Here is a 21000-nt window from a genome sequence, read left to right as displayed (position 1 = left end):
CACAGCAGCGCGAAGATCCACACGGTGCCCTGCGGTATGACCAGCAGCACGGATACCGCGTGGATGCGCCACAGGGTCGCGTCGCCGCGATAAGGATTGGCGCGCAACGACGCATCCGCGCCGCCGCCGCCCGCCGGACGCGGGGGATCGATGATGCCGATCAAGCTGCCGACCGCCGCGAGGCCGGCCATCCCCGCGGGGACCAGAATCGCCGCGGGCACACCGTATGTCGCGGCGACGGCCGGCACGGCCAGTGCGCCGACGCCGACGCCCAGCGGCTGGGCGGTCTGCCTGATGCCCATGGCCAACCCGCGACGATGCGGCGGGAACCAGCCGACGATGAGGCGGCCGCTCGCCCCGTTGGTGCTCGCCGCGCCGACGCCGCCGAGGAACAGCAGTGCGCCCAAAGCGATGTCGTTCGTGGTGGCGGCCGCGGCGCCGCCCGCCGCCAGCATCAGCAGCGGCCCGCCGATCAGCACCTTGCGCTCGCCGATCCGGTCGACCACGTAGCCCCACGCGATCAGCGTGCAGACCAGCCCGACGGTCGGCATGGCCACCAGCAGTCCGGCGGTGGCCAGCGGCAGACCGCGATCGGTCAGTGCGGGCAGCAGGAACGCGACGCCGTTCACGAAGACCGCGCTCGCCGCCTGTGCGAAGACGCCGAGGCCGAGCATGGACCACCGTCGAGTCTCGTTGATCCGCGTCGCGGTAGTCATCGGCCTCACCTCTACATCTCAATATTTGGGAACATGTTCCCAACTTGTGAACTGTGCGCCTTACGTTACACCGCGTGCGCAACGGTGTTTCACCGCTCGGCTCGCCCGCCGCGCACGGCGGCGCGAACTCGGCTGGGGGCGGTCCGGCGTACCACTCGGTTGGGCGCGTTCGAGCAGGTGGAAGGCGGTCGATAGACTGCCCGGCATGCGTCTAGGTCGAGTAGCCAGTCCCGATGGGGTCGCGTTCGTCAGCATCGAGGGGGACGGAAGCGACAGCATCGCGAAGGAAATCGCGGAACACCCGTTCGGTACGCCGACGTTCACCGGGCGGAGCTGGCCGCTGGCCGATGTGCGCCTGCTCGCGCCGATCCTGGCGAGCAAGGTGGTCTGCGTCGGCAAGAACTACGCGGCGCACGCGGCCGAAATGGGCGGGCCCGCACCGGAAGACCCGGTGATCTTCCTCAAGCCCAACACCTCGATCGTCGGGCCGAACGCCCCGATCATCCTGCCGCCCAGCTCCTCTCAGGTCGACTACGAGGGCGAGCTCGCCGTCGTCATCGGCCGCCCGTGCAAGGACGTCTCCGCCGCCCGCGCGCTCGACGTGGTGCTCGGGTACACGGTCGCCAACGACGTCACCGCGCGCGATCAGCAGCGCCACGACGGACAGTGGACCAGGGGCAAGGGCTACGACACCTTCTGCCCGCTCGGCCCCTGGATCGAAACCTCCTTGGATCCTTCGGATCTGGAGATCACCACCGAGCTCGACGGCGAGGTCCGCCAGCGCAGTCGCACTTCGCTTCTACTGCACGACATTCCGAAGCTCATCGAGTGGATCAGTACCGTGATGACGCTGCTGCCCGGCGATGTCATCCTCACCGGCACACCGGAGGGCGTCGGTCCGGTGCAGGCCGGACAGCAGGTGTCGGTGACCGTCGAGGGCATCGGAACTTTGATCAATCCCGTTGCCGCCAAGACTCGCTAGTCGAAAGAGAGCCATGACTGAAGTACGGGTCCGCTTCTGCCCGTCGCCCACCGGGACGCCGCACGTCGGCCTGATCCGGACGGCGCTGTTCAACTGGGCCTACGCCCGGCACCACGGTGGAAAGTTCGTGTTCCGCATCGAAGACACCGATGCGGCACGGGATTCCGAGGACTCCTACCGCGCGCTGCTCGACGCGCTGCGCTGGCTCGGCCTCACCTGGGACGAGGGACCGGAGGTCGGCGGCCCCTACGAACCGTACCGTCAGTCGCTGCGTAAGGATCTGCACCTGGATGTGGTGCGCCGCCTGCTGGAGTCGGGGGAGGCCTACGAATCCTTCTCCACCCCTGAGGAAGTCGAGGCGCGCCACCGCGCGGCGGGTCGCGATCCGAAGCTCGGCTACGACAACTACGACCGCGAGCTCACCGCGCAGCAGGTCCAGGAGTACCGAGATGCCGGGCGCCCCGCGGTGATTCGGCTCCGGATGCCCGACGAAGACCTCACGTGGCACGACCTGGTGCGCGGCGAAACCACCTTCAAGGCAGGCAGTGTGCCGGACTTCGCGCTCACCCGCGGCACCGGTGAGCCGCTCTACACGCTGGTCAATCCCGTCGACGACGCGATGATGAAGATCACACATGTGCTGCGCGGCGAGGACCTGCTCTCCTCGACGCCCCGGCAGCTCGCGCTCTACGCCGCGCTGCGTCGTATCGGCGTGGCCGACTTCACCCCCGAGTTCGGTCACCTTCCGTTCGTCATGGGGCAGGGCAACAAGAAGTTGTCCAAGCGCGATCCCGAGTCGAATCTGTTCCTGCACCGCGAGCGCGGATTCATCCCGGAAGGTTTGCTGAATTACCTGGCACTTCTCGGTTGGAGCATCGCCGACGACCACGACGTGTTCAGCATGGCGGAGATGGTTGCCGCGTTCGACATATCGAAAGTGAATTCGAATCCGGCACGTTTCGATCAGAAGAAGGCGGACGCCCTCAACGCCGAGCACATCCGATTGCTGGAGCCGGGTGATTTCACCAACCGACTGCGCCAGTACCTGACCGACCACGGTCATATCGGCGCCGAAATCGATGACAAGATGTTCGCCGCCGCGGCCGAACTGGTACAGACCAGGATCGTGGTGTTGTCCGACGCCTGGGAACTGTTGCGTTTCCTGTTGGCGCCCGCCGAACAATTTGCGATCGACGCCACCGCGGGAGCAAAGAATCTCGGAGCCGACGCGACCCCGGTATTGCAATCCGCTATTACCGCTCTGGAGCCGCTGACGCAGTGGACGACCGAGGCACTCGAAGAGGCGCTGAAAACCGCTCTGATCGACGAACTGGGCCTCAAACCACGCAAAGCATTCGCGCCCGTCCGCGTCGCGGTCACCGGCTCACACATCAGCCCGCCGCTGTACGAGTCGATGGAACTCCTCGGCCGCGAGACGAGCCTGGCGCGGCTGCGCTCGGCACTGGAGTGGTCGCCCCCGGCCTGAAACTGCCGAAACGGGTGCAAAACAGGGCTTTGACCAGGCGATTTGTAGTTCACCCTCACCCGTTTGGTAGTCTTCTTCTCGGCTCGGAACACGGCCTCGCAGTCACCCAGACGCGAGGCTGAAAGACCTGGTCATTGGGGTATGGTGTAATTGGCAACACAGCTGATTCTGGTTCAGCCATTCTAGGTTCGAGTCCTGGTACCCCAGCGGAGATTGTTGTCGAGATCGGTGCGCGGCCGAAATCAGTACAGCAGCTGGCGATTTGGTCGCCAGGCTTCGGCCAGCTAAGCTAACCGAGCCTCCTGATCGAAAGATCAACCAAGGTGCTCCTCGTGCAAACGAGAAGCAGTCCTGGCCCCGTCGTCTAGCGGCCTAGGACGCCGCCCTCTCAAGGCGGTAGCGCGGGTTCGAATCCCGTCGGGGCTACACAGAATGCCAGGCCTATGCCCATGGGGCATGGGCCTGGTTCTGTTTCGCGTATTTTTTGGGGGTGCAACCCCCAAGCCCCGCCCGGAGGGCTTCGCCCCCGGACCCCCGGCCGAGGCGCTTCGCGCTCGGCGGGCGTGTGGTCGTTGGGGAGGGGAGCTTTCGTCTCAGCGTGGTGTTTGCCTGGCCGGGGCTGGGTGGGGTTGCTCGCTTAATTCGGACGCAAAGCTAAGGCCCTCCGGCTGGTTGCCGGAGGGCCTTGCTTCTGGCCTTTGTGGGGTGGTTCCGCTTCTGTCTGGCTGGGTTCCCGCCTCGGTCAGGCTGATTCCCCGTCAGGCAGGCTGGTTCCGCTTCTGACGGTGGCCTGCTTCTGGGGGCTGGGCCGGCTTCTGCGGGGTGATTTCGTACTCGCCGAGGTCAATCCACACCCCTCGCTCCTAGCCGCTCTTGCGGCGGAATTCGCGCTTGTGGCTGGCGGTGCCGTGGGTGGCGTTGGCCTTGGAGCGGCCGTCCAGGTGGTCGGCGGAGCGGGCGGTGTGTTGGTTTTTGCGGTCCAGGGCCTCTTTGAACTTGCGTTTTACTTCTTCGGCGCTGGTGGGCTGGGGGGTGTCTGAGCCTTGGGGACTGTCAGCTTCCGTCATCGCCGTCTCCTCGTGGGTGGGTGGTCGGATGCGCGCGCGGAAGGCCGCGGAGCCGACCGATTCGTTTCGAACGGTTGACGTTAGTCGGGTGGGGGGACGGTGTCAGGTTGATATCGGGGCGCGGCGGGGAGGGCGGGTCAGTCGAGGGGGTGGGCGGTGGTGCCGCCGAGGGGGAGTTGGGGGAGGCCCAATTTGCGGTGGTCCCAGCTGCGGATGCGGTCGGGGACGACTCGGATGGCGCTGCGCTTGTTGAGCATGGCCTCGACCATGGGGCGGACCTCCTCGGTGTAGGGGCCGGTGTAGCGCTCCCACACGCTGACGCCTACGGCGAAGAGTTTCTCGGGGTCGTCGATGATCTCGGCGTCGCCTTCGATGGCTACTCCGCGGAGTTGGTCGTAGGTTTGGCCGGCCTCGACCATGCAGGTGATGCGGGGATCGCGGCGCAGATTCACCGCCTTCTGGGACTTCGTTTTGGTCTCGAACCAGAGTTCGCCGTCGATGAGGGCGTACCACATGGCGGTCAGGTGTGGCCTGCCCTGCGGGCCGATGGTGGCCAGGGTGGCTATGCGGCTGCGCTCGAGGAACTCGCTGATCTCGGTGTCGGACATGACGATCTGTGCCCGTTGGTTGACTCCCATGGACTCACTCTAGAAGGTACTTTCTGTAACGTGTTACAGACGCTTGTGTAGGGCCTCCGCGGCGGCTACCAGGTCGGCGGCCCAGCGGGCGCCGGGGCGGCGGCCCATGCGATCGATGGGTCCGGATACCGAGACGGCGGCGATGACGGTGCCGCCGGCGTCGCGCACGGGGGCGGAGACGCTGGCTACGCCGGACGCGCGTTCGGCGGCGCTCTGGGCCCAGCCGCGCTTGCGCACCTCGGTGAGGGCGCGCTCACCGAAGACGGCGTCGGCGAGGATGGTGCGCTGGAGGTCGGGGTCGGCCCAGGCGAGAAGCACTTTGGCGGCGGAGCCGGCGGTCAGGGGGAGTCGCGCGCCGACGGGGACGGTGTCGCGCAGGCCGACCGGCGGCTCGAGGGCCGCGACGCAGATGCGCGCATTGCCGTCCACGCGGTACAGCTGGACGCTCTCGCCGGTGATCTCGCGGAGGCGGGGCAGGATGGCCGACGCGGCCTCTAGCAGCGGATCGGTGGCCCCGGCGGCGAGTTCGGCGAGCGCGGGGCCGGGGCGCCACATGCCGGTGTTGTCGCGGGCCAGCAGGCGGTGGACCTCTAGGCCGACGGCCAGGCGGTGCGCGGTGGCGCGGGGCAGGCCGGTGCGGGCGCAGAGCTCGTTGAGGCCGCACGGATGCTCGGCGACGGCGTACAGCACCGCCACTGCTTTGTCGAGGACGCCGATGCCGCTATGCTGTCTCATAGAACGATACTAGCGTCTCGGATGTTGGGAAATCCACTCGCGGAGCTCCCGGCGTGGAGTATCTCCTGGGGCATCCGAGATCGCCTATCCGAAATTTGTGCACCCGTCGCGCTCCCAGCCCGGACCGCGGTCGGATGCTCGTCGAAAGGTGATCGAACATGGCACAGCCACGCACCATGGCCGAAAAGGTGTGGGAGCAGCACGTCGTCGCGCGCGGCTCGGGGGAGGGCGCGGCCCGCGAGCCCGACCTGATCTACATCGACCTGCATCTGGTGCACGAGGTGACCAGCCCGCAGGCGTTCGACGGCCTGCGCGCGGCGGGCAGGCCGGTGCGCCGCCCGGATCTGACGATCGCGACCGAGGACCACAACGTGCCGACCGTCGACATCGATAAGCCGATCGCGGACCCGATCTCGCGCACCCAGGTGGACACCCTGCGCCGCAACTGCGCGGAATTCGGTGTGCGCCTGCATCCGATGGGCGACCTGGATCAGGGCATCGTGCACGTGGTCGGCCCGCAGCTCGGCCTGACGCAGCCGGGCATGACGGTGGTGTGCGGGGACAGCCACACCTCGACGCACGGCGCGTTCGGCGCGCTGGCGATGGGCATCGGCACCTCCGAGGTGGAGCATGTCCTTGCCACCCAGACACTCTCGCTGCGCCCGTTCAAGACCATGGCGATCACCGTGGACGGCACCCTGGCCCCCGGCGTGACGAGCAAGGACCTGATCCTGGCCGTCATCGCGAAGATCGGCACCGGCGGCGGGCAGGGCTACGTGCTCGAGTACCGCGGGGAGGCGATTCGCGCCATGTCGATGGAGGCGCGAATGACCATCTGCAACATGTCCATCGAGGCGGGCGCGCGGGCGGGCATGATCGCCCCTGACGAAACCACCTATGAATTCCTCGAAGGACGCCCGCACGCCCCGCAGGGAGCCGACTGGACGGCAGCAGTGGCCGCCTGGGAGGCGCTGAAGACCGACGAGGGCGCGGTTTTCGACGCCGAGGTGCACATCAATGCCGACGAGCTGACCCCGTTCGTCACCTGGGGCACCAACCCGGGACAGGGCTCGCCCCTGGGCGAATCGGTGCCCGACCCCGCCGAGATCGCCGACGAGACGGCGCGCGAGTCGGCCGCGAAAGCGCTGCGGTACATGGATTTGGAGCCGGGCACTCCGCTTCGCGAGGTCGCGATCGACACCGTATTCGTCGGTTCGTGCACCAACGGGCGCATCGAGGATTTGCGTGCCGTGGCGGGGATTTTAAAGGGGCGCAAGGTCGCCGACGGCGTGCGAATGCTGGTTGTACCGGGCTCTATGCGGGTTCGCGCGCAGGCCGAATTAGAAGGACTGGGCGAGATTTTCACCGCCGCGGGCGCCGAATGGCGGCAGGCGGGCTGCTCGATGTGCTTGGGAATGAACCCCGATCAGCTCGCGCCCGGCCAGCGCTGCGCGTCGACCTCGAACCGGAACTTCGAGGGCAGGCAGGGCAAAGGCGGCCGTACGCACCTGGTTTCCCCGCTCGTGGCGGCCGCGACGGCCGTGCGCGGAACCCTGTCCTCGCCTGCGGATCTGGCCTGACCCGACCCGACACCCCCACCGACTCAGGAGAATCAATGGAAGCCTTCACCGTGCACAAGGGGATCGGCGTGCCGCTGCGCCGCTCCAATGTCGATACCGACCAGATCATCCCGGCCGTGTACCTGAAGCGGGTGACCCGCACCGGTTTCGAGGACGGACTGTTCGCCGCGTGGCGTAACGATCCGGACTTCATTCTGAACAACGAGCCCTACAACCGGGGAAGTGTGCTGGTAGCAGGCCCGGATTTCGGCACGGGATCCTCGCGTGAGCACGCCGTATGGGCGCTGTCGGACTACGGCTTTCGGGTGGTGATCTCGTCCCGGTTCGCCGACATCTTCCGGGGCAATGCCGGTAAGGGCGGGCTGCTGGCGGCTCAGATGTCACAGAACGATGTCGAAATGCTCTGGAAGTTGCTCGAGGAACAGCCCGGACTCGAATTGGTTGTCGACCTCGAGGCGCGCACGGTGACCGCCGGAACCGCCGTGTTGCCGTTCGATATTGATGACTACACGCGGTGGCGTCTGCTCGAGGGATTGGACGACATCGGGCTCACGCTGCGCCGCAGTGACACCATCGCCGAGTTCGAAAACGCAAGGCCAGCATGGAAACCCACTACCCTCCCAGCACGTATTTCGCAGTCCTAAACACCCTTGTCTGTTAGCTGGGTGACCGGGGGGCCGATAGCTGGACGTGTGCTAAACCACATGAATTTTGGCGTGGCACATAGACTCTTGCTCAATGTGGGTTTACCGTGGTACCTAGTCGGTCCGACGACGGGCCATTAGTCTGCGGAGGATTCAATGAACAAGGCGGAACTGATCGACGTTCTGACCGAAAAGTTGGGTACTGATAGGCGCACGGCCACCGCGGCAGTCGAGCATGTGGTCGACACCATCGTGCGCGCGGTGCACAAGGGGCAGAGCGTCACAATCACCGGATTCGGTGTGTTCGAACAGCGCAAGCGTGCGGCTCGAGTCGCCAGGAACCCGCGCACCGGCGAAACCGTCAAGGTGAAGCCCACTTCGGTGCCCGCGTTCCGTCCCGGTGCTCAGTTCAAAGCCGTGATCGCGGGCAAGCAGAAGCTCGCCCAGAGCGGTCCCGCCGTCAAGCGCGGCGTGAATGCGCCGGTGGCGGCGAAGAAGGCGGCCGCGAAGAAGACGGCGGCCAAGAAGACCGCCGCCAAGAAGGCCACCCCCACGAAGGGTCCGGCCAAGTCGACGGCGAAGAAGGCCGCCGCCAAGGCGCCCGCAAAGACCGCTGCTCGCAAGACGACTGCGGCCAAGGCGCCCGCCAAGAAGACGGCGGCCAAGTCCGCCGTGAAGAAGGCTCCGGCCAAGAAGGCGGCCACCAAGTCGGTCGCCAAGAAGACCGCCGCCAAGAAGACGGTCGCCAAGAAGGCCCCGGCCAAGAAGACCGCCGCCAAGAAGGCGCCGGCTCGCGGTCGTCGCTGACCACTGCGCCAGTACGGTATTGGCGCCGGATGCTCGGTCGGCGGGCCGAAACATCCGTTATACCGACAGAACACGGCCCCGGAGGACGCCTCCGGGGCCGTTTCGGTTGTGCTGACCGGTCTTTCAGAGCAATCGAGTCCGGTTTTTCACCGGACGCGCGTCAAGACTTCACGACGTCGGAGCTCAGCGAGCGGTCCAGGTGGTCGGCGGCGACCAGCTTGCGATCGACGAACGACAGCACCCAGACGCTGCCCTTGCGGTTGCGCGCGGACGGCAGCGTGATGCCGTCGCGGTCGGCCCACCAGCGCAGCAGATCGGGAATCACCTTGCCCTGACTGCACACAACGGGCACCTCGGTCGCCGAGACCAGCGAGGCGATCCGCTGCCGGGCCTCGTCCTGCGCTGTGGCATAACCGGTTTCGGACAGCAGCGGCTCCAGCAGGATCTCGGCGCCGAGCTTCTCGGCCAGCGGCGTCACGGTCTGCACGCAGCGCACCGGATCGGCCGAGTAGATCCGAGATGCCCCGAACGCCAGCAGATTCGAGACCAGGGCACTCGCTTGCGCCTGCCCGGCCCGGTCCAGCGGGCGCAGCGGGTCCGGACCGGAGAAGCGGTCTCGCCGACCGGCTTTCGCGTGCCGGACCAGCAGCATGGTGCGCGTGTTCGCGGGCAGCCGGGTGAACGCGCGCAGCACCTGCCGATCCATCGGATAGGAGAGCTGGTCCATCACGCGGTCCAGCGGGTACCAATTCAGCACGTCCACTTCGTCATTCGCGTTGAACTCGCCCCCGGCCACCTCGGCCGCCCAGTAGTCCACGCGCTTCAACTTGCGGTGTCCCGGAACGGGATACGTCACGTGGCCGAGGTAGCGGCCGAGCGTGCAGTCCAGACCGGTCTCCTCGCGGACCTCGCGGACCGCGGCGAGCACCGGCGTCTCACCCGGATCGAGCTTGCCCTTGGGCAGCGACCAATCCTGATACTTCGGCCGGTGCACGACGGCGATCTCCAGCCCGCCGTCCCTCGCCCGCCGCCACAGCACCGCGCCCGCGGCGTGAATGTTGGCGGTGACACGGGGATCCCAGAACGGACCCCCTTCCATCTCGTACCCCGTCGCGTCGCTCACTGCTGTTCCGGCCTCCGCAGGCGCATGAGAAATTCCTGGTGGTCTCGCACCTTCGCGTCGTCGTCACCGGCGTGCTCGGGCCAGGCCAGCCAATTGCCATCCGAGGTGAGTACCCAGCAGCGGGTGTTGGGATGCAATGCGGAGTCGAAGACCTGCCCGAGCTGCTCGGTCAGTCGCGGATCCTTCACCTGCGCCATGACTTCCACGCGCCGGTCGAGGTTGCGGTGCATCATGTCGGCGCTGCCGATCCAGTACTGATCCTGCGCCTGGAAGTGCATGATCCGCGAGTGCTCGAGGAACCGGCCGAGGATCGAGCGCACCTCGATGTTCTCGCTCATGCCGGGCACGCCGGGGCGCAGCCCGCAGATGCCGCGCACCACGATCTGCACCGGGACACCGGCCTGCGAGGCCCGATACAGCGCGTCGATGATCTCCTCGTCCACGATCGCGTTGGCCTTCAACCGGATTCGGGCGTCCTTGCCCTCCAGGGCGAGCGCGGTCTCGCGCTGGATCCGCTCGATGATTCCGGCGCGCACGCCGTGCGGCGCGACAAGCAGGTTGCGGTAGTGCTCTTTTCGCGAGTAACCGGTCAGCGAATTGAACAGGTCGGTCAGATCGGCGCCGATTTCCGGTGCGGCGGTAAGCAATCCGACGTCCTCGTAGAGCCGCGCGGTCTTCGGGTTGTAGTTGCCCGTGCCGATGTGGCAGTAGCGGCGGATCGTCGCGCCCTCGCGCCGCACCACCAGGCAGGTCTTGCAGTGCGTCTTGAGGCCGATGAGGCCGTAGACCACGTGCACGCCGGCCTGTTCCAGCGCGCGGGCCCATTTGATGTTGGCCTGCTCGTCGAAGCGCGCCTTGATCTCGACCAGCGCGACGACCTGCTTGCCCGCCTCGGCGGCGTCGATGAGCGCGTTGACGATCGGCGAGTCGCCGGAGGTGCGGTAGAGCGTCTGCTTGATCGCGAGCACCTGCGGGTCGGCGGCGGCCTGCTCGATGAACCGCTGCACGCTGGTGGAGAAGGAGTCGTAGGGGTGGTGCACGAGCACGTCGCCCTCGCGCAGCGCGGCGAACACGTTGCGCGGGGTCTCCCGCTCGCCGAACGCGGGCGGGGTGGCCGGCACGTAGGGCGCGTCCTTGAGGTTGGGCCGGTCGACCCCGTACACCTGCCACAGGCACGACAGGTCGAGCAGGCCGGGCACCTGGATGACGTCGCCGGGGTCGACATCCAGTTCGCGCAAGAGCAATTCGAGCATGTGCTCGGTCATGTCGTCGGAGACCTCGAGCCGCACCGGCGAGCCGAAGCGCCGCCGCGCGAGCTCGCGCTCGAGCGCCTGCAGCAGGTCCTCGTCGCGGTCCTCGTCGACCTCGAAGTCGGCGTTGCGGGTGATCCGGAACGAGTGCTGCTCAACGACTTCCATGCCGGGGAACAGCAGATCGAGGTGCGCCGCGATCAGCGCCTCCATCGGCAGGAAGGCCGCGATGGTCGAGCCGGCGTCGGTGCGGCGCACCCGGACGAACCGATCGACGTTGTCGGGCACCTTGACTCGCGCGAAGTGCTCCCCGCCCGTGGCGGAATCCTTCACAGTCACCGCGAGATTCAGGCTCAGGCCGCTGATGTAGGGGAACGGATGCGCCGGGTCGACCGCGAGCGGGGTGAGCACCGGGAAGACCTGATCCTGGAAGTGGCCCGAGAGGCGTTGGCGCTCATCGTCGTTGAGATCGGACCAGTCGATGATCGCGATGCCCTCGGCGGTGAGCGCGGGCAGCACGTCGTCGAGGAAGACGCGCGCGTGCCGCACCGCGATCTCCTGCGCGCGGGCGGCGATCAGCTCCAGCTGCTCGCCGGGCGAGCGGCCGTCGGCCGAGCGCACGAGCAGACCGGTCTCGGCGCGCCGCTTGAGGCCGGCGACCCGGACCATATAGAACTCATCGAGATTCGACGCGAAGATGGCCAGGAACTTGGCGCGCTCCAGCAGGGACAGCGACGCGTCCTCGGCCAGCGCGAGCACCCGGGCGTTGAAGTCCAGCCAGCTCAGCTCGCGGTTGAGGTAGCGATCGCGTGGCAACTGCTCGATCGTCGCGTCGGGCGGTAACGGGGTCGCCGCGGGCGGCGGCGTGGGAAGCAACTGCTGCTTAACGGTCTCCGTATCGCTCATGCCGTCACCTCGCTGGGGCTGGGCACCGACACGCGCGATGCGCGCTTGCGGTCGTATAGCTCGCTTCGCTCACTCACGCCAACGATCATCCCTTACGAACGGGGTGCTGTGGAGGCCGACACTGTGATTGACGTGAGCGTCACGGCACGCTGGCGATCTCCTAGCACACCCGGCGAACGGGCTGGTGAACGCGGCTTGGCCAGCCGATGTCGTGCAGCGCCATGCTGGTCGCGTGGCCCGCGCCCAGCTCCACGACCAGGTCCAGGTCGTCGGCGGTGTCGACATCCAGGCGCAGGCCGGGCCAGGAACCGATCAGGTCGACGGCGCCCGCGGCGATGTGTTTGCTCGCCGAGGCCGGGCCGAAGCGCGGTTCGAGGGCGGCGACGGGGTCGCGGACGAGTAGCGCGGCGGTGCCGGTGCCCGCGTGATCGACCACGATCGAGCGCATCCCGCGCGGGGCGACCAGCAGCACCTCGGCCAGTTCCGCTGCGCGCAGCGCGGGCAGGTCGGCCTGTAGCGCGAGCAGATCGACCGGTCCGTGTCTGCGCCGCAAACCCGCGGCGGCGTCGGCCAGCGCGCTGTTGAGACTGTCCTCGCCCGCGGGGCGCGGCTCGGGGTGCACCTCGGCTCCGGATGACAGGGCGAGGTCGGCCACGACAGGGTCGGGGGTGACCACGGTGACCGATGCGATCTCGGGCACGGCCGCGGCGGCGGCCATGGTGTCGGCGAGCATGGCGAGAACGAGGCGGGCCCGGTGTTCCGGGCGCAGGCGGTCGGCCAGTCGACTCTTGGCCTGATCGAGGCTCTTGACCGCGATCACGGCATGCACGGCGTGCGGGCGCATGCGTCCAATCCTTCCATGGCATATTGGGCAGATGACGAGGGCGGCAGTACTGGGCGCGGGATCGTGGGGGACCGCGTTCGCAAAGGTCTTGGCGGACGCGGGAACCGAGGTCACCATCTGGGCGCGGCGAGCCGAGGTCGCCGAGGTACTGCACACCCAACATCGCAATCCCTCCTATCTCACCGATATTCCGCTGCCGCCCGTTGCGGCCACCCATGACCCGGCGGTCGCGCTCGACGGCGCCGACATCGTGGTGCTCGCCGTGCCGTCGCAGTCCCTGCGCGCGAACCTCGACCACTGGAAAGAGCTGATCCCGCCCGACGCGTCGCTGTTGAGTCTGGCCAAAGGCATCGAAAACGGCACATTGCTGCGGATGAGTCAGGTGATCGCCGAGGTCAGCGGCGCGCGGGAGAGCCGGATCGCGGTGCTGTCCGGGCCGAACCTGGCGCGCGAGATCGCCGTCGGGCAGCCCGCCGCGACCGTCATCGCGTGCTCCGACGCGGACCGGGCGGTCGCGCTGCAGCACGCCAGCGCGACCGGCTACTTCCGGCCCTACACCAACACCGACGTGATCGGCTGCGAGGTCGGCGGCGCGTGCAAGAACGTGATCGCCCTGGCCTGCGGCATCGCGTCCGGAATGGGCTTGGGGGACAACACCGTAGCCAGCATCATCACCCGCGGCCTCGCCGAGATCATCCGGCTCGGCGTCGCGCTCGGCGCGGAGCCTGCCACGCTGGCCGGCCTGGCAGGCGTCGGCGACCTCGTCGCCACCTGCACCTCGCCGCTGTCGCGCAACCGCTCCTTCGGGCACGCGCTCGGCGCGGGCGGCTCCATGGAGACCGCGCAGGCGGCGACGCACGGCCAGGTCGCCGAGGGCGTCAAGTCCTGCACCTCCATCCGCGCCCTCGCCGTCAAACACGACGTCGACATGCCGCTCACCACCGCGGTCAACCAGGTCTGCCACGAGGGCATGGCGGTCAGCGAGGCCGTCGGCAATCTGCTCGGCCGGCGGATCAAGCCGGAGTAGGCACGGCACGATTACGCCACCGGGTAGCGGTGGGAGCCGTCGGTCGCGCCGGGTACGGTTCGGGGCATGACGAAGCGGATCCGGGTGGCTGTGGTGTTCGGCGGGCGGAGCAATGAGCACGCCGTCTCCTGCGTGTCGGCGGGCAGCGTGCTACCGAACCTGGATCCGGCCAAGTACGACGTCGTGCCGATCGGCATCACCACCGAAGGCGCCTGGGTGCTGGCCGATTCGAACGTAGCGGCCCTCGGCTTCCGCGACCGGACGCTGCCGTCGGTGGACGCCGCCGGCACGGCGCTGACCCTGACCTCCGGCCCGAGCAACTCGGGTGCGCTGGTGGCGCTGGACGATCCCGGCGCCGCCCTCGGCTCGGTCGACGTGGTGTTCCCGCTGCTGCACGGGCCGTTCGGCGAGGACGGCACGCTGCAGGGCATGCTCGAGCTCGCCGGCGTGCCCTACGTCGGCGCGGGCGTGCTGGCCAGCGCGGCGGGCATGGACAAGGAGTTCACCAAGAAACTCCTTGCGGCCGAGGGCTTGCCGGTCGGCCGCCAGGTGGTGCTCCGGCCGGGCAGCGCGACGCTCGGCGACGCGGACCGGGCCGCCCTCGGGCTGCCGGTGTTCGTGAAGCCCGCGCGCGGCGGATCGTCCATCGGCATCACCAAGGTCACCGACTGGGCCGCGCTGGACGCGGCCATCGCGACGGCCCGCGCGCACGATCCCAAGGTGATCGTCGAGGCGGGCATCGTCGGACGCGAAGTCGAGTGCGGCGTACTGGAATTCCCGGACGGCCGGGTGGAAGCCAGTGTGGTGTCGGAGATTCGGATGCCGGAGGAGGGCGCGGCGGCCAACCCCGAGTTCTACGACTTCGAGACCAAATACCTCGACGACGTCTGCGAATTCGACGTCCCGGCGAAGCTGGACGACGAAGTGTCCGACGGCATCAGGGAACTCGCGGTCCGGGCGTTCCGCGCCCTGGACTGTCAGGGGCTGGCCCGCGTCGACTTCTTCATCACCGCCGACGGACCGGTGATCAACGAGATCAACACCATGCCCGGCTTCACCCCGATCTCCCAGTACCCGCGGATGTGGGAAGCCACCGGCATCGACTACCCGGATCTGGTGTCCACGTTGATCGAGACCGCCCTCGCGCGCGGCACCGGATTGCGCTAGCGCCCTCCCTAATTGGGCAGGGGGCCCGGGTCGAGGGGCTTGGCGGGGAGCTTGGCCGTGATGGTGTCGGAGACGGCTTGCAGGGGGGTGGGGCCTGAGCCGTCGGGGACGGTGAGGGCGATGTAGGTGTCGCGGTCGACGGCGAACCAGGTGCTGGCCTTGGCGGCTTGGTCGCGGGCCTCGAACCACTGGACGCCGTTGACGACCTGGAGGGCCGAGGCGCGGTTGAACTCGAGCGGGCGGTCCAGGCCGCAGCGCAGCACGATGGGGTCGCCGCCGTCGGCGCGCTGCCAGGCGCGGGTGGCCGGCGGGGACGGCTCGACCAGGGTGGACTTGGTGAAGTCGCCGAGTTCGGTGGGCAGGGCGGGGAGCAGGTCGGTGCAGGCGGGGCCGGTCGCGGCAGGCGCGGGGACCGGGCCGAGGACCAGCGGCTCGCGTTCGGTGGGGGTGTTGCGGGCGAGGACGGCGAGCACCAGCACGGCGACCACCAGCACGATCGGCAAGGCGACGGCGGTGGCGATGAGTGCGGGGGAGTACTGGCGTGAGCCGGGAGTCGAGGATTCAGGCGTGCTCTCGGCGGGCGCAGCGCTCTTGGCCGTGTCCGACGAATCGCGGTCCGACGATTCCGCCGCCATGCTCACCGATCCTTTCCGTTGTGCTAGAGCCGCGGCCGCGCGGTGCGGCGGCGCCGTGACCGGCCCGGTAGCAGTGGATTGCCCTGAAAAGGGTACCTTCGGGTCGTTTCCAGTCGGCAGGGCGTCGGAGAGGACCGGTCATCAGCGAGCACACGGGGCCGAGGACGGTACGTGAACTGGGGGAGTTCGCGTTGATCGAGCGGATCAACCGCGGCCGGGTCCAGGCGTCGGGCGTCCTGCTCGGCCCCGGCGACGACGCCGCGCTGGTCGCCGCGCCGGACGGCCGGTTCGTGGTCACCACCGACATGCTCGTGCAGGACCGGCATTTTCGCCTGGACTGGTCGAGCCCCGAGGACATCGGACGCAAGGCGATCGCGCAGAACGCGGCCGACGTGGTCGCGATGGGCGCGTGGCCGAGCGCCTTCGTGGTGGCGCTCGGCTGCCCGGCCGACACCGCGCTGGAGTTCGTCGACGGCCTGTCCGACGGCATGTGGGCCGAGGCGGCCCGCGCGGGGGCGTCCATCGCGGGCGGTGATCTCGTGCGCAGCCGCGAGCTGGTCATCTCGGTCACCGCGTTCGGCGACCTGCGCGGCGGCGCGGCGATCACGAGAGCCGGTGCGCGCGTAGGGGACACGGTCGCCGTGGCGGGCCGGCTGGGTTGGTCGGCCGCGGGCCTCGCGATCTTGACGGCCGGGTCCCGGCCCGATGATGTCGCGGAAGCGCTTGCCGCGCATCGTGTCCCGCAGCCGCCCTACGCCGCCGTGCTCGACACGGTCACGACGGGAGTGACCGCGCTCACCGACGTTTCCGACGGGCTCCTGGCGGATCTCGGCCATATCGCCGAGTCATCCGGTGTCGCTATAGATCTGGATTCGGCGGCGCTGCGCGACCCGGCGCTCGAGCGTCTGGCCGCGCGGATGGATGCCGATGCGGCGCAATGGATTCTGACCGGCGGCGAGGACCACGCGTTCGCGGGCACGTGGTCGCCCGAGACCGATCTGCCCGCCGGTTGGACGCCGATCGGGCGCGTGTGCGCCGGTCACGGCGTCACGGTCGACGGCGCGACGCGGCCGGGCGACGCAGGGTGGGAATCGTTCGGTGGGGTGGACTCGGCGGTTCCGGGCCGATCACGCTAAGTTGTGCGGTCATGGGCGCGAAACCACTGTCGGAAATCATGGATCCGGGATGGGCGAAGGCACTCGAGTCGGTGGCGGATCGGATTTCCGCCATGGGCGAGTTCCTTCGGGAGGAGAACGCGGCGGGCCGCGGGTACCTACCGGCCGGTGAGAACGTGTTACGCGCCTTCCAGCGTCCGTTCGACGAGGTGCGCGTGCTGGTCGTCGGCCAGGATCCCTACCCGACCCCCGGCCATGCCATGGGCCTGAGTTTCTCTGTCGCGCCGGGTGTTTCGCCGGTCCCGCGCAGTCTGGCGAACATCTTCGCCGAGTACACCAAGGATCTCGGCCACCCGACTCCGTCCTGCGGCGACCTGAGCCCCTGGTCCGACCAGGGCGTGCTGATGTTGAACAGGGTGCTGACGGTGACCCCCGGCCAGCCCGCCTCCCATCGCGGCAAGGGCTGGGAGGCGGTGACGGAGCAGGCGATTCGCGCGCTGGTCGCGCGGGACGAGCCGCTGGTCGCCATTCTGTGGGGCCGCGACGCGGCGACGCTCAAGCCGACCCTGGTCCAGGCCGAGGTCCCCTACATCGAGTCCGCGCACCCGTCGCCGCTGTCGGCCTCGCGCGGCTTCTTCGGTTCCCGCCCGTTCTCGCGAGTGAACGAGCTGCTCGACGAGCTGGGTGCCGAACCCGTGGACTGGCGCCTGCCCTGAGCCGGCGTCTGTGTGTGATCTACCTGTATTGATTCGAGTGAGGAGCTTTTCCATGCCCAACACCACCGTTCGCGGCGCACTGCGCGGCACCACCGCCACCCTAGCCCTGTGCGCCGCCCTCGCGGGTGGCGTCGCGACCGCGAATGCGAAGGGGCTGCCGCTGGAGCAGGCCGCGGACACCACCTCGGCCCCGGCCGCCGACACCGCGTCGACGCAGATCGGCGAGGAATTCACCTCCAACGGCTCCTCAACCATCTCCTCCTCGGTCAATGCCAAGGTCGCCTGCCTGCTCCAGCGCACGCTCAGCGCGTCCGGCAAGTGGGACTGCTGACCCGAGCCCGTTCGACAGGGCTCGCCCGCGAACCGTAACCGGTTCTATGCGATGCTCGGTTCGTGAGTAATGCGAACAATCTTCTCGAGCCCGCGCCTTTGCGGCTGCGCGGCTCGGGTGGGCTCGAACTGGCCGCCGACCAGTTCGGCCCGGCCGACGGTCCGCTCGTCGTCTTTCTGCACGGCGGCGGGCAGACCCGGCACTCGTGGAAGCAGACCGGCGCGAAGCTCGGCGCCGCCGGGATGCGCGTGGTCACCCTGGACGCGCGCGGGCACGGCGACAGCGCGTGGGCCGAGGACGGCGACTACCGCCGCGACACCATGGTGCGCGACCTGATGCTCGTGCTCGAGCAGCTCGGCGCGCCCGCCGTCGTGGTCGGGGCGAGCATGGGCGGCGTCACCGGCCTGCTCGCCACCGCCGCCCCCGGCGGCGAGGCGATCAAGGCGCTGGTGCTGGTCGACATCGTGACCAGACCGGAGCGGGCAGGCATCGAGCGGGTGCTCGACTTCCTCGGCAAGCACCGCGACGGATTCGACAGCCTCGAGCAGGTCGCCGACGCCGTCGCCGAGTATCTGCCGCACCGGCCGCGTCCGAAGAACACCGACGGCCTGCTGCGTAACCTGCGCGAGCGCGACGGTCGCTGGTACTGGCACTGGGATCCGGACATGCTGTCCGGCCGCGTCGAGGACGCCTCGGCGATGACCGGCCAGATGGAGGCCGCGGCGCGTGCGCTCACCATTCCGGTGCTGCTGGTGCGCGGCCTGCGGTCGGATGTGGTGAGTTCCGAAGGGGCGGCGGCCTTTCAGGAGTTGGTGCCGCACCTGCAGCTGGTCGAGATCGGCGGCGCGGCGCACACCGCGGCCGGTGACGACAACGACTCGTTCACCGACGCGGTCGCGAAATTCGTTCTCGGAGTTGCTCTTTAACGGCTACGAGTAGTTCGGCGCGCGCTTCTGCACGAACGCGTCGACGCCCTCGCGACCCGTCGCGCCGTTGGCCGCCGCCGCGATGGCGTCGCGTTCGCGATCGAGCTGATCGCTCAACGGCGACGACAACGACTGCGCCAGTAAGGTTTTGATGCTCGAGTAGGTGGTGCGCGGCCCGGCGGCGAGGGTGCGGGCCAGGTTCAGCGCCTCGGTCCGTACGTCCTCGTCGGCGGTGACCAGCTTGCTGAGGATGCCGAGCCGCACCGCCTCCTCGGCGTCGAGAATCGCGTCGGTGAGCAGGATTTCGCGGGCCCGGCCGAGTCCGACGATGCGCGGCAGCGTCCAGGACATGCCGCCGTCGGGGCTGAGGCCGATGCCGGGGTAGGCCGGGCGCAGTTTGGTGCCGGGGCCGCCCAGCGCGATGTCGGCGGCGCAGACCAGGCTCATGCCCGCGCCCGCCGCCCAGCCCTGGACGCCGACGACCACGGGGACCGTCGTCGCGTCGAGCGCGCGCACGAAGTGGTGCAGATCCGTTGCCAGGCCGTAGATGTGGGCGGCGCGATCGTCGGCCGCCGCGAAACCGCGCACGTTGCCGCCCGCGCAGAAGTTCGCGCCTGTTCCGGTCAGCAGCACCGCGCCGATGTCGGCGCCGAGCGAGCGCAGCGCGGCGGTGCCGGCGACGATGGCGTTGAAGTCCATGGACGTGCCGTTGGCCGCGGTCGCAATGGTGATCTGCAGGACGCCGTCGACGGTGGTCACGTAGTCGGCTTGGTCGGGAGAGGTCATGATCAGCACCTTATTCTCGCGGTGACGGGCGCGGCCCGCGGACCCGATCCAGGCGTACGGGGCCGGGGCGACGCACCATCCGGACCTCGATCGACGGCGAGAAGGCCTCGACCCTGCTCGTGCCGTCCAGCTCGAAACCGTGCCTGCGATAGAAGGCGAGGGCGCGCGGGTTCCGCTCGAACACCCACAGCGAGTACGCCGCCGCCGGATCGAGCGCGGCGTGCAGCAGCTCGTCCGCGAGGCCCGTGCCGTACCAGGGCGAACGGACATACAGCGCGTACAGCTGGTGCGCGGGTTCGGGTGGGTCGTCGAGGGTCTCGCCCGCGCCGGCGAAGCCGATGACCTCCGCACCGGCGAGCGCGACCCAGGTGCGGCCGGGATACTTGACCCGGTTGCGCTCCCACTGCTCGGCGCGCCGATCGATGTCGAAGGCGTCGAGCACGTGCGCGGGGACGAGGTCGACGTAGGCCTCCCGCCAGCAGGCGATGTGGCATTCGGCGAGGGCGCGGGTGTGCTCGGCGGCGAGTGGGGCGATGCGCCGGTCGGCCTCGGTCATATTTTCCCCTATCGACGACTACGCCCCGGACCACCCGTGAAGGGTGCCGGGGCGTGCGTCGATCTCGTACCTGCTCGGCCGTGGCCGAATCAGCCGCGGACGACCTTGCCCGCCTTGAGGCAGGAGGTGCACACGTTCATGCGACGGGTGTTACCCGGCGCAACCTGGGCGCGAACGGTCTGGATGTTCGGGTTCCAGCGACGGTTGGTGCGCCGGTGCGAGTGCGAGACCGACTTCCCGAAGCCGGGGCCCTTGGCGCAGACGTCGCAGACGGCAGCCATAGTCGCGAACTCCTTCATGTCATGTGGAGGACCGTCGCCCGCGGGCGGCATGTCCGGAAACAATGTATCGATGTACCCCTGCCGACAGACATCGGCCAGCGCAAACCGGCGACGGCCACGCGAGGCAACCCTGCAAGGGTAGCTGGACGGCCCCCGATCCACCAAACCGGGTCGGGTCCGGAGCGGGCCGTAACACGTGGTGGGTACCCACAGTATGTCGGTCGCGCCCGCTAACCTTGCGGACGGTGCGGATGGCGACGCGGCGGCGGGTGTGATCGCCGGACCGGGAACACCGCGAGCAGAACACGGAAGGGGTGACGGGTGCCCGGAGTGCGGGATGTGATGGACGGCACGGCGTTGCTGCGCTGGGGCCGGGTCTGCCTCGACGACCTGGCGGACCGGCGCGAGGAGATCAACGCCCTCAATGTCTTCCCAATCGCCGACGCCGACACCGGCACCAATCTGCTCGCCACGATGCGCGCGGCCATGGCCGAGGTGCGGACGCGCGGCCCGGTCGACGCGCTCACCACGCACGACGTCGCCGCTGCGATGGCGCGCGGCGCGACCCTCGGCGCGCGCGGCAACTCCGGCATCATCCTGTCGCAGGTCCTGCGCGGCATCGCCGACGCGGTCCGCGGTGGCCCGCTGACGGCGCTCACCCTGCGCGACGCCCTGCGCCGCG

Annotated in this window: 23 protein-coding genes and 2 tRNA genes; 14 read left to right on the top strand and 11 right to left on the bottom strand. The window is 68.8% G+C overall.

The window, feature by feature from the left end; all coding sequences use genetic code 11:
- Window positions 1-716: MFS transporter (locus tag ON39_RS23115; RefSeq protein ID WP_040737555.1), on the bottom strand; the 716-nt coding region annotated here is incomplete at its 3' end.
- Window positions 717-921: 205 nt separating this feature from the next.
- Here ON39_RS23115 and ON39_RS23110 point away from each other — a divergent pair.
- The 4 genes from ON39_RS23110 to ON39_RS23095 all read left to right on the top strand — a co-directional run bounded on the left by ON39_RS23110 (window position 922) and on the right by ON39_RS23095 (window position 3610).
- Window positions 922-1698 (top strand): fumarylacetoacetate hydrolase family protein, encoded by a 777-nt coding sequence (locus ON39_RS23110; RefSeq protein WP_040737554.1) that lies wholly within the window; start codon window positions 922-924, stop codon window positions 1696-1698.
- A 13-nt stretch (window positions 1699-1711) separates the two neighbouring features.
- Entirely contained in the window at window positions 1712-3184 is a 1473-nt protein-coding gene (gene gltX / locus ON39_RS23105; protein ID WP_040737553.1) for a glutamate--tRNA ligase, read from the top strand.
- A 135-nt stretch (window positions 3185-3319) separates the two neighbouring features.
- Window positions 3320-3391, top strand: a tRNA-Gln gene (locus ON39_RS23100).
- 146 nt (window positions 3392-3537) lie between these two features.
- Window positions 3538-3610: transfer RNA gene (locus ON39_RS23095), tRNA-Glu, on the top strand.
- 437 nt (window positions 3611-4047) lie between these two features.
- Here ON39_RS23095 and ON39_RS23090 read toward each other — a convergent pair.
- The 3 genes from ON39_RS23090 to ON39_RS23080 all read right to left on the bottom strand — a co-directional run bounded on the left by ON39_RS23090 (window position 4048) and on the right by ON39_RS23080 (window position 5624).
- The gene (locus ON39_RS23090; RefSeq protein ID WP_040737551.1) at window positions 4048-4251 is read right to left on the bottom strand and encodes a DUF5302 domain-containing protein; all 204 of its coding nucleotides are present in this window, start codon (window positions 4249-4251) and stop codon (window positions 4048-4050) included.
- A 137-nt stretch (window positions 4252-4388) separates the two neighbouring features.
- Window positions 4389-4889 (bottom strand): PPOX class F420-dependent oxidoreductase, encoded by a 501-nt coding sequence (locus ON39_RS23085; protein ID WP_040737549.1) that lies wholly within the window; start codon window positions 4887-4889, stop codon window positions 4389-4391.
- Between the two features lie 33 nt (window positions 4890-4922).
- Window positions 4923-5624, bottom strand: coding sequence for an IclR family transcriptional regulator (locus ON39_RS23080; protein WP_040737547.1), 702 nt, complete (start codon window positions 5622-5624; stop codon window positions 4923-4925).
- 158 nt (window positions 5625-5782) lie between these two features.
- Between ON39_RS23080 and leuC the strand changes: the two genes are divergently transcribed.
- The 3 genes from leuC (at window position 5783) to ON39_RS23065 (ending at window position 8655) form a co-directional block, all read left to right on the top strand.
- Window positions 5783-7204, top strand: a complete 1422-nt coding sequence (gene leuC, locus ON39_RS23075; protein WP_040737546.1) for a 3-isopropylmalate dehydratase large subunit — start codon at window positions 5783-5785, stop codon at window positions 7202-7204.
- A 35-nt stretch (window positions 7205-7239) separates the two neighbouring features.
- Window positions 7240-7848 carry a 3-isopropylmalate dehydratase small subunit gene (gene leuD / locus ON39_RS23070; RefSeq protein ID WP_040737544.1) on the top strand — a complete coding sequence of 203 codons (609 nt, stop codon included), beginning with the start codon at window positions 7240-7242 and terminating at the stop codon, window positions 7846-7848.
- Window positions 7849-8004: 156 nt separating this feature from the next.
- On the top strand, window positions 8005-8655 hold the full coding sequence (locus ON39_RS23065; protein ID WP_040737543.1) for an HU family DNA-binding protein: 651 nt from the start codon (window positions 8005-8007) through the stop codon (window positions 8653-8655).
- 160 nt (window positions 8656-8815) lie between these two features.
- Here ON39_RS23065 and ON39_RS23060 read toward each other — a convergent pair whose 3' ends face one another.
- From ON39_RS23060 to cofC, 3 genes are all read right to left on the bottom strand, one after another.
- Window positions 8816-9754 carry an NUDIX hydrolase gene (locus tag ON39_RS23060; RefSeq protein ID WP_040737560.1) on the bottom strand — a complete coding sequence of 313 codons (939 nt, stop codon included), beginning with the start codon at window positions 9752-9754 and terminating at the stop codon, window positions 8816-8818.
- Between the two features lie 20 nt (window positions 9755-9774).
- On the bottom strand, window positions 9775-11934 hold the full coding sequence (locus ON39_RS23055; protein WP_040737542.1) for an RNA degradosome polyphosphate kinase: 2160 nt from the start codon (window positions 11932-11934) through the stop codon (window positions 9775-9777).
- 160 nt (window positions 11935-12094) lie between these two features.
- Window positions 12095-12778: a 2-phospho-L-lactate guanylyltransferase gene (gene cofC / locus ON39_RS23050; protein WP_040737541.1), complete on the bottom strand. Its 684-nt coding sequence runs from the start codon at window positions 12776-12778 to the stop codon at window positions 12095-12097.
- A gap of 31 nt (window positions 12779-12809) precedes the next feature.
- Between cofC and ON39_RS23045 the strand changes: the two genes are divergently transcribed.
- Together ON39_RS23045 and ON39_RS23040 are read left to right on the top strand one after the other, a co-directional pair.
- Window positions 12810-13805 (top strand): NAD(P)H-dependent glycerol-3-phosphate dehydrogenase, encoded by a 996-nt coding sequence (locus tag ON39_RS23045; protein ID WP_040737540.1) that lies wholly within the window; start codon window positions 12810-12812, stop codon window positions 13803-13805.
- A gap of 66 nt (window positions 13806-13871) precedes the next feature.
- Window positions 13872-14972 carry a D-alanine--D-alanine ligase family protein gene (locus ON39_RS23040; protein ID WP_040737539.1) on the top strand — a complete coding sequence of 367 codons (1101 nt, stop codon included), beginning with the start codon at window positions 13872-13874 and terminating at the stop codon, window positions 14970-14972.
- 8 nt (window positions 14973-14980) lie between these two features.
- Here ON39_RS23040 and ON39_RS23035 read toward each other — a convergent pair whose 3' ends face one another.
- Window positions 14981-15607: a DUF3515 domain-containing protein gene (locus ON39_RS23035; RefSeq protein WP_040737538.1), complete on the bottom strand. Its 627-nt coding sequence runs from the start codon at window positions 15605-15607 to the stop codon at window positions 14981-14983.
- 140 nt (window positions 15608-15747) lie between these two features.
- Here ON39_RS23035 and ON39_RS23030 point away from each other — a divergent pair, with 140 nt between their 5' ends.
- The 4 genes from ON39_RS23030 to ON39_RS23015 all read left to right on the top strand — a co-directional run bounded on the left by ON39_RS23030 (window position 15748) and on the right by ON39_RS23015 (window position 18695).
- Entirely contained in the window at window positions 15748-16743 is a 996-nt protein-coding gene (locus tag ON39_RS23030; protein ID WP_083894639.1) for a thiamine-phosphate kinase, read from the top strand.
- An 11-nt stretch (window positions 16744-16754) separates the two neighbouring features.
- Window positions 16755-17438 (top strand): uracil-DNA glycosylase, encoded by a 684-nt coding sequence (locus ON39_RS23025; RefSeq protein ID WP_040737535.1) that lies wholly within the window; start codon window positions 16755-16757, stop codon window positions 17436-17438.
- A 52-nt stretch (window positions 17439-17490) separates the two neighbouring features.
- A complete protein-coding gene (locus ON39_RS23020) occupies window positions 17491-17769 on the top strand; it encodes a hypothetical protein (RefSeq protein WP_040737534.1) in 279 nt (92 codons plus the stop codon).
- A gap of 62 nt (window positions 17770-17831) precedes the next feature.
- Window positions 17832-18695 carry an alpha/beta fold hydrolase gene (locus ON39_RS23015; RefSeq protein WP_040737532.1) on the top strand — a complete coding sequence of 288 codons (864 nt, stop codon included), beginning with the start codon at window positions 17832-17834 and terminating at the stop codon, window positions 18693-18695.
- A gap of 3 nt (window positions 18696-18698) precedes the next feature.
- Here the strand turns inward: ON39_RS23015 and ON39_RS23010 are convergent, their stop codons facing one another.
- The 3 genes from ON39_RS23010 to rpmB form a co-directional block, all read right to left on the bottom strand.
- Entirely contained in the window at window positions 18699-19481 is a 783-nt protein-coding gene (locus tag ON39_RS23010) for an enoyl-CoA hydratase/isomerase family protein (RefSeq protein ID WP_040737558.1), read from the bottom strand.
- 10 nt (window positions 19482-19491) lie between these two features.
- Complete coding sequence (locus ON39_RS23005; RefSeq protein ID WP_051186941.1) at window positions 19492-20037, bottom strand: GNAT family N-acetyltransferase; 546 nt, start codon at window positions 20035-20037, stop codon at window positions 19492-19494.
- Window positions 20038-20126: 89 nt separating this feature from the next.
- Window positions 20127-20318 carry a 50S ribosomal protein L28 gene (gene rpmB, locus ON39_RS23000; protein ID WP_011210730.1) on the bottom strand — a complete coding sequence of 64 codons (192 nt, stop codon included), beginning with the start codon at window positions 20316-20318 and terminating at the stop codon, window positions 20127-20129.
- Between the two features lie 321 nt (window positions 20319-20639).
- Here rpmB and ON39_RS22995 point away from each other — a divergent pair.
- Window positions 20640-21000: DAK2 domain-containing protein (locus ON39_RS22995; protein WP_255219291.1), on the top strand; the 361-nt coding region annotated here is incomplete at its 3' end.

Origin of the sequence: Nocardia tenerifensis NBRC 101015 (genome assembly GCF_000308715.1) — a bacterium.
Taxonomy (GTDB): domain Bacteria; phylum Actinomycetota; class Actinomycetes; order Mycobacteriales; family Mycobacteriaceae; genus Nocardia; species Nocardia tenerifensis.
The sequence above is the reverse complement of the archived record's forward strand: the minus strand, read 5'-3'. Positions and strand labels throughout refer to the sequence as shown.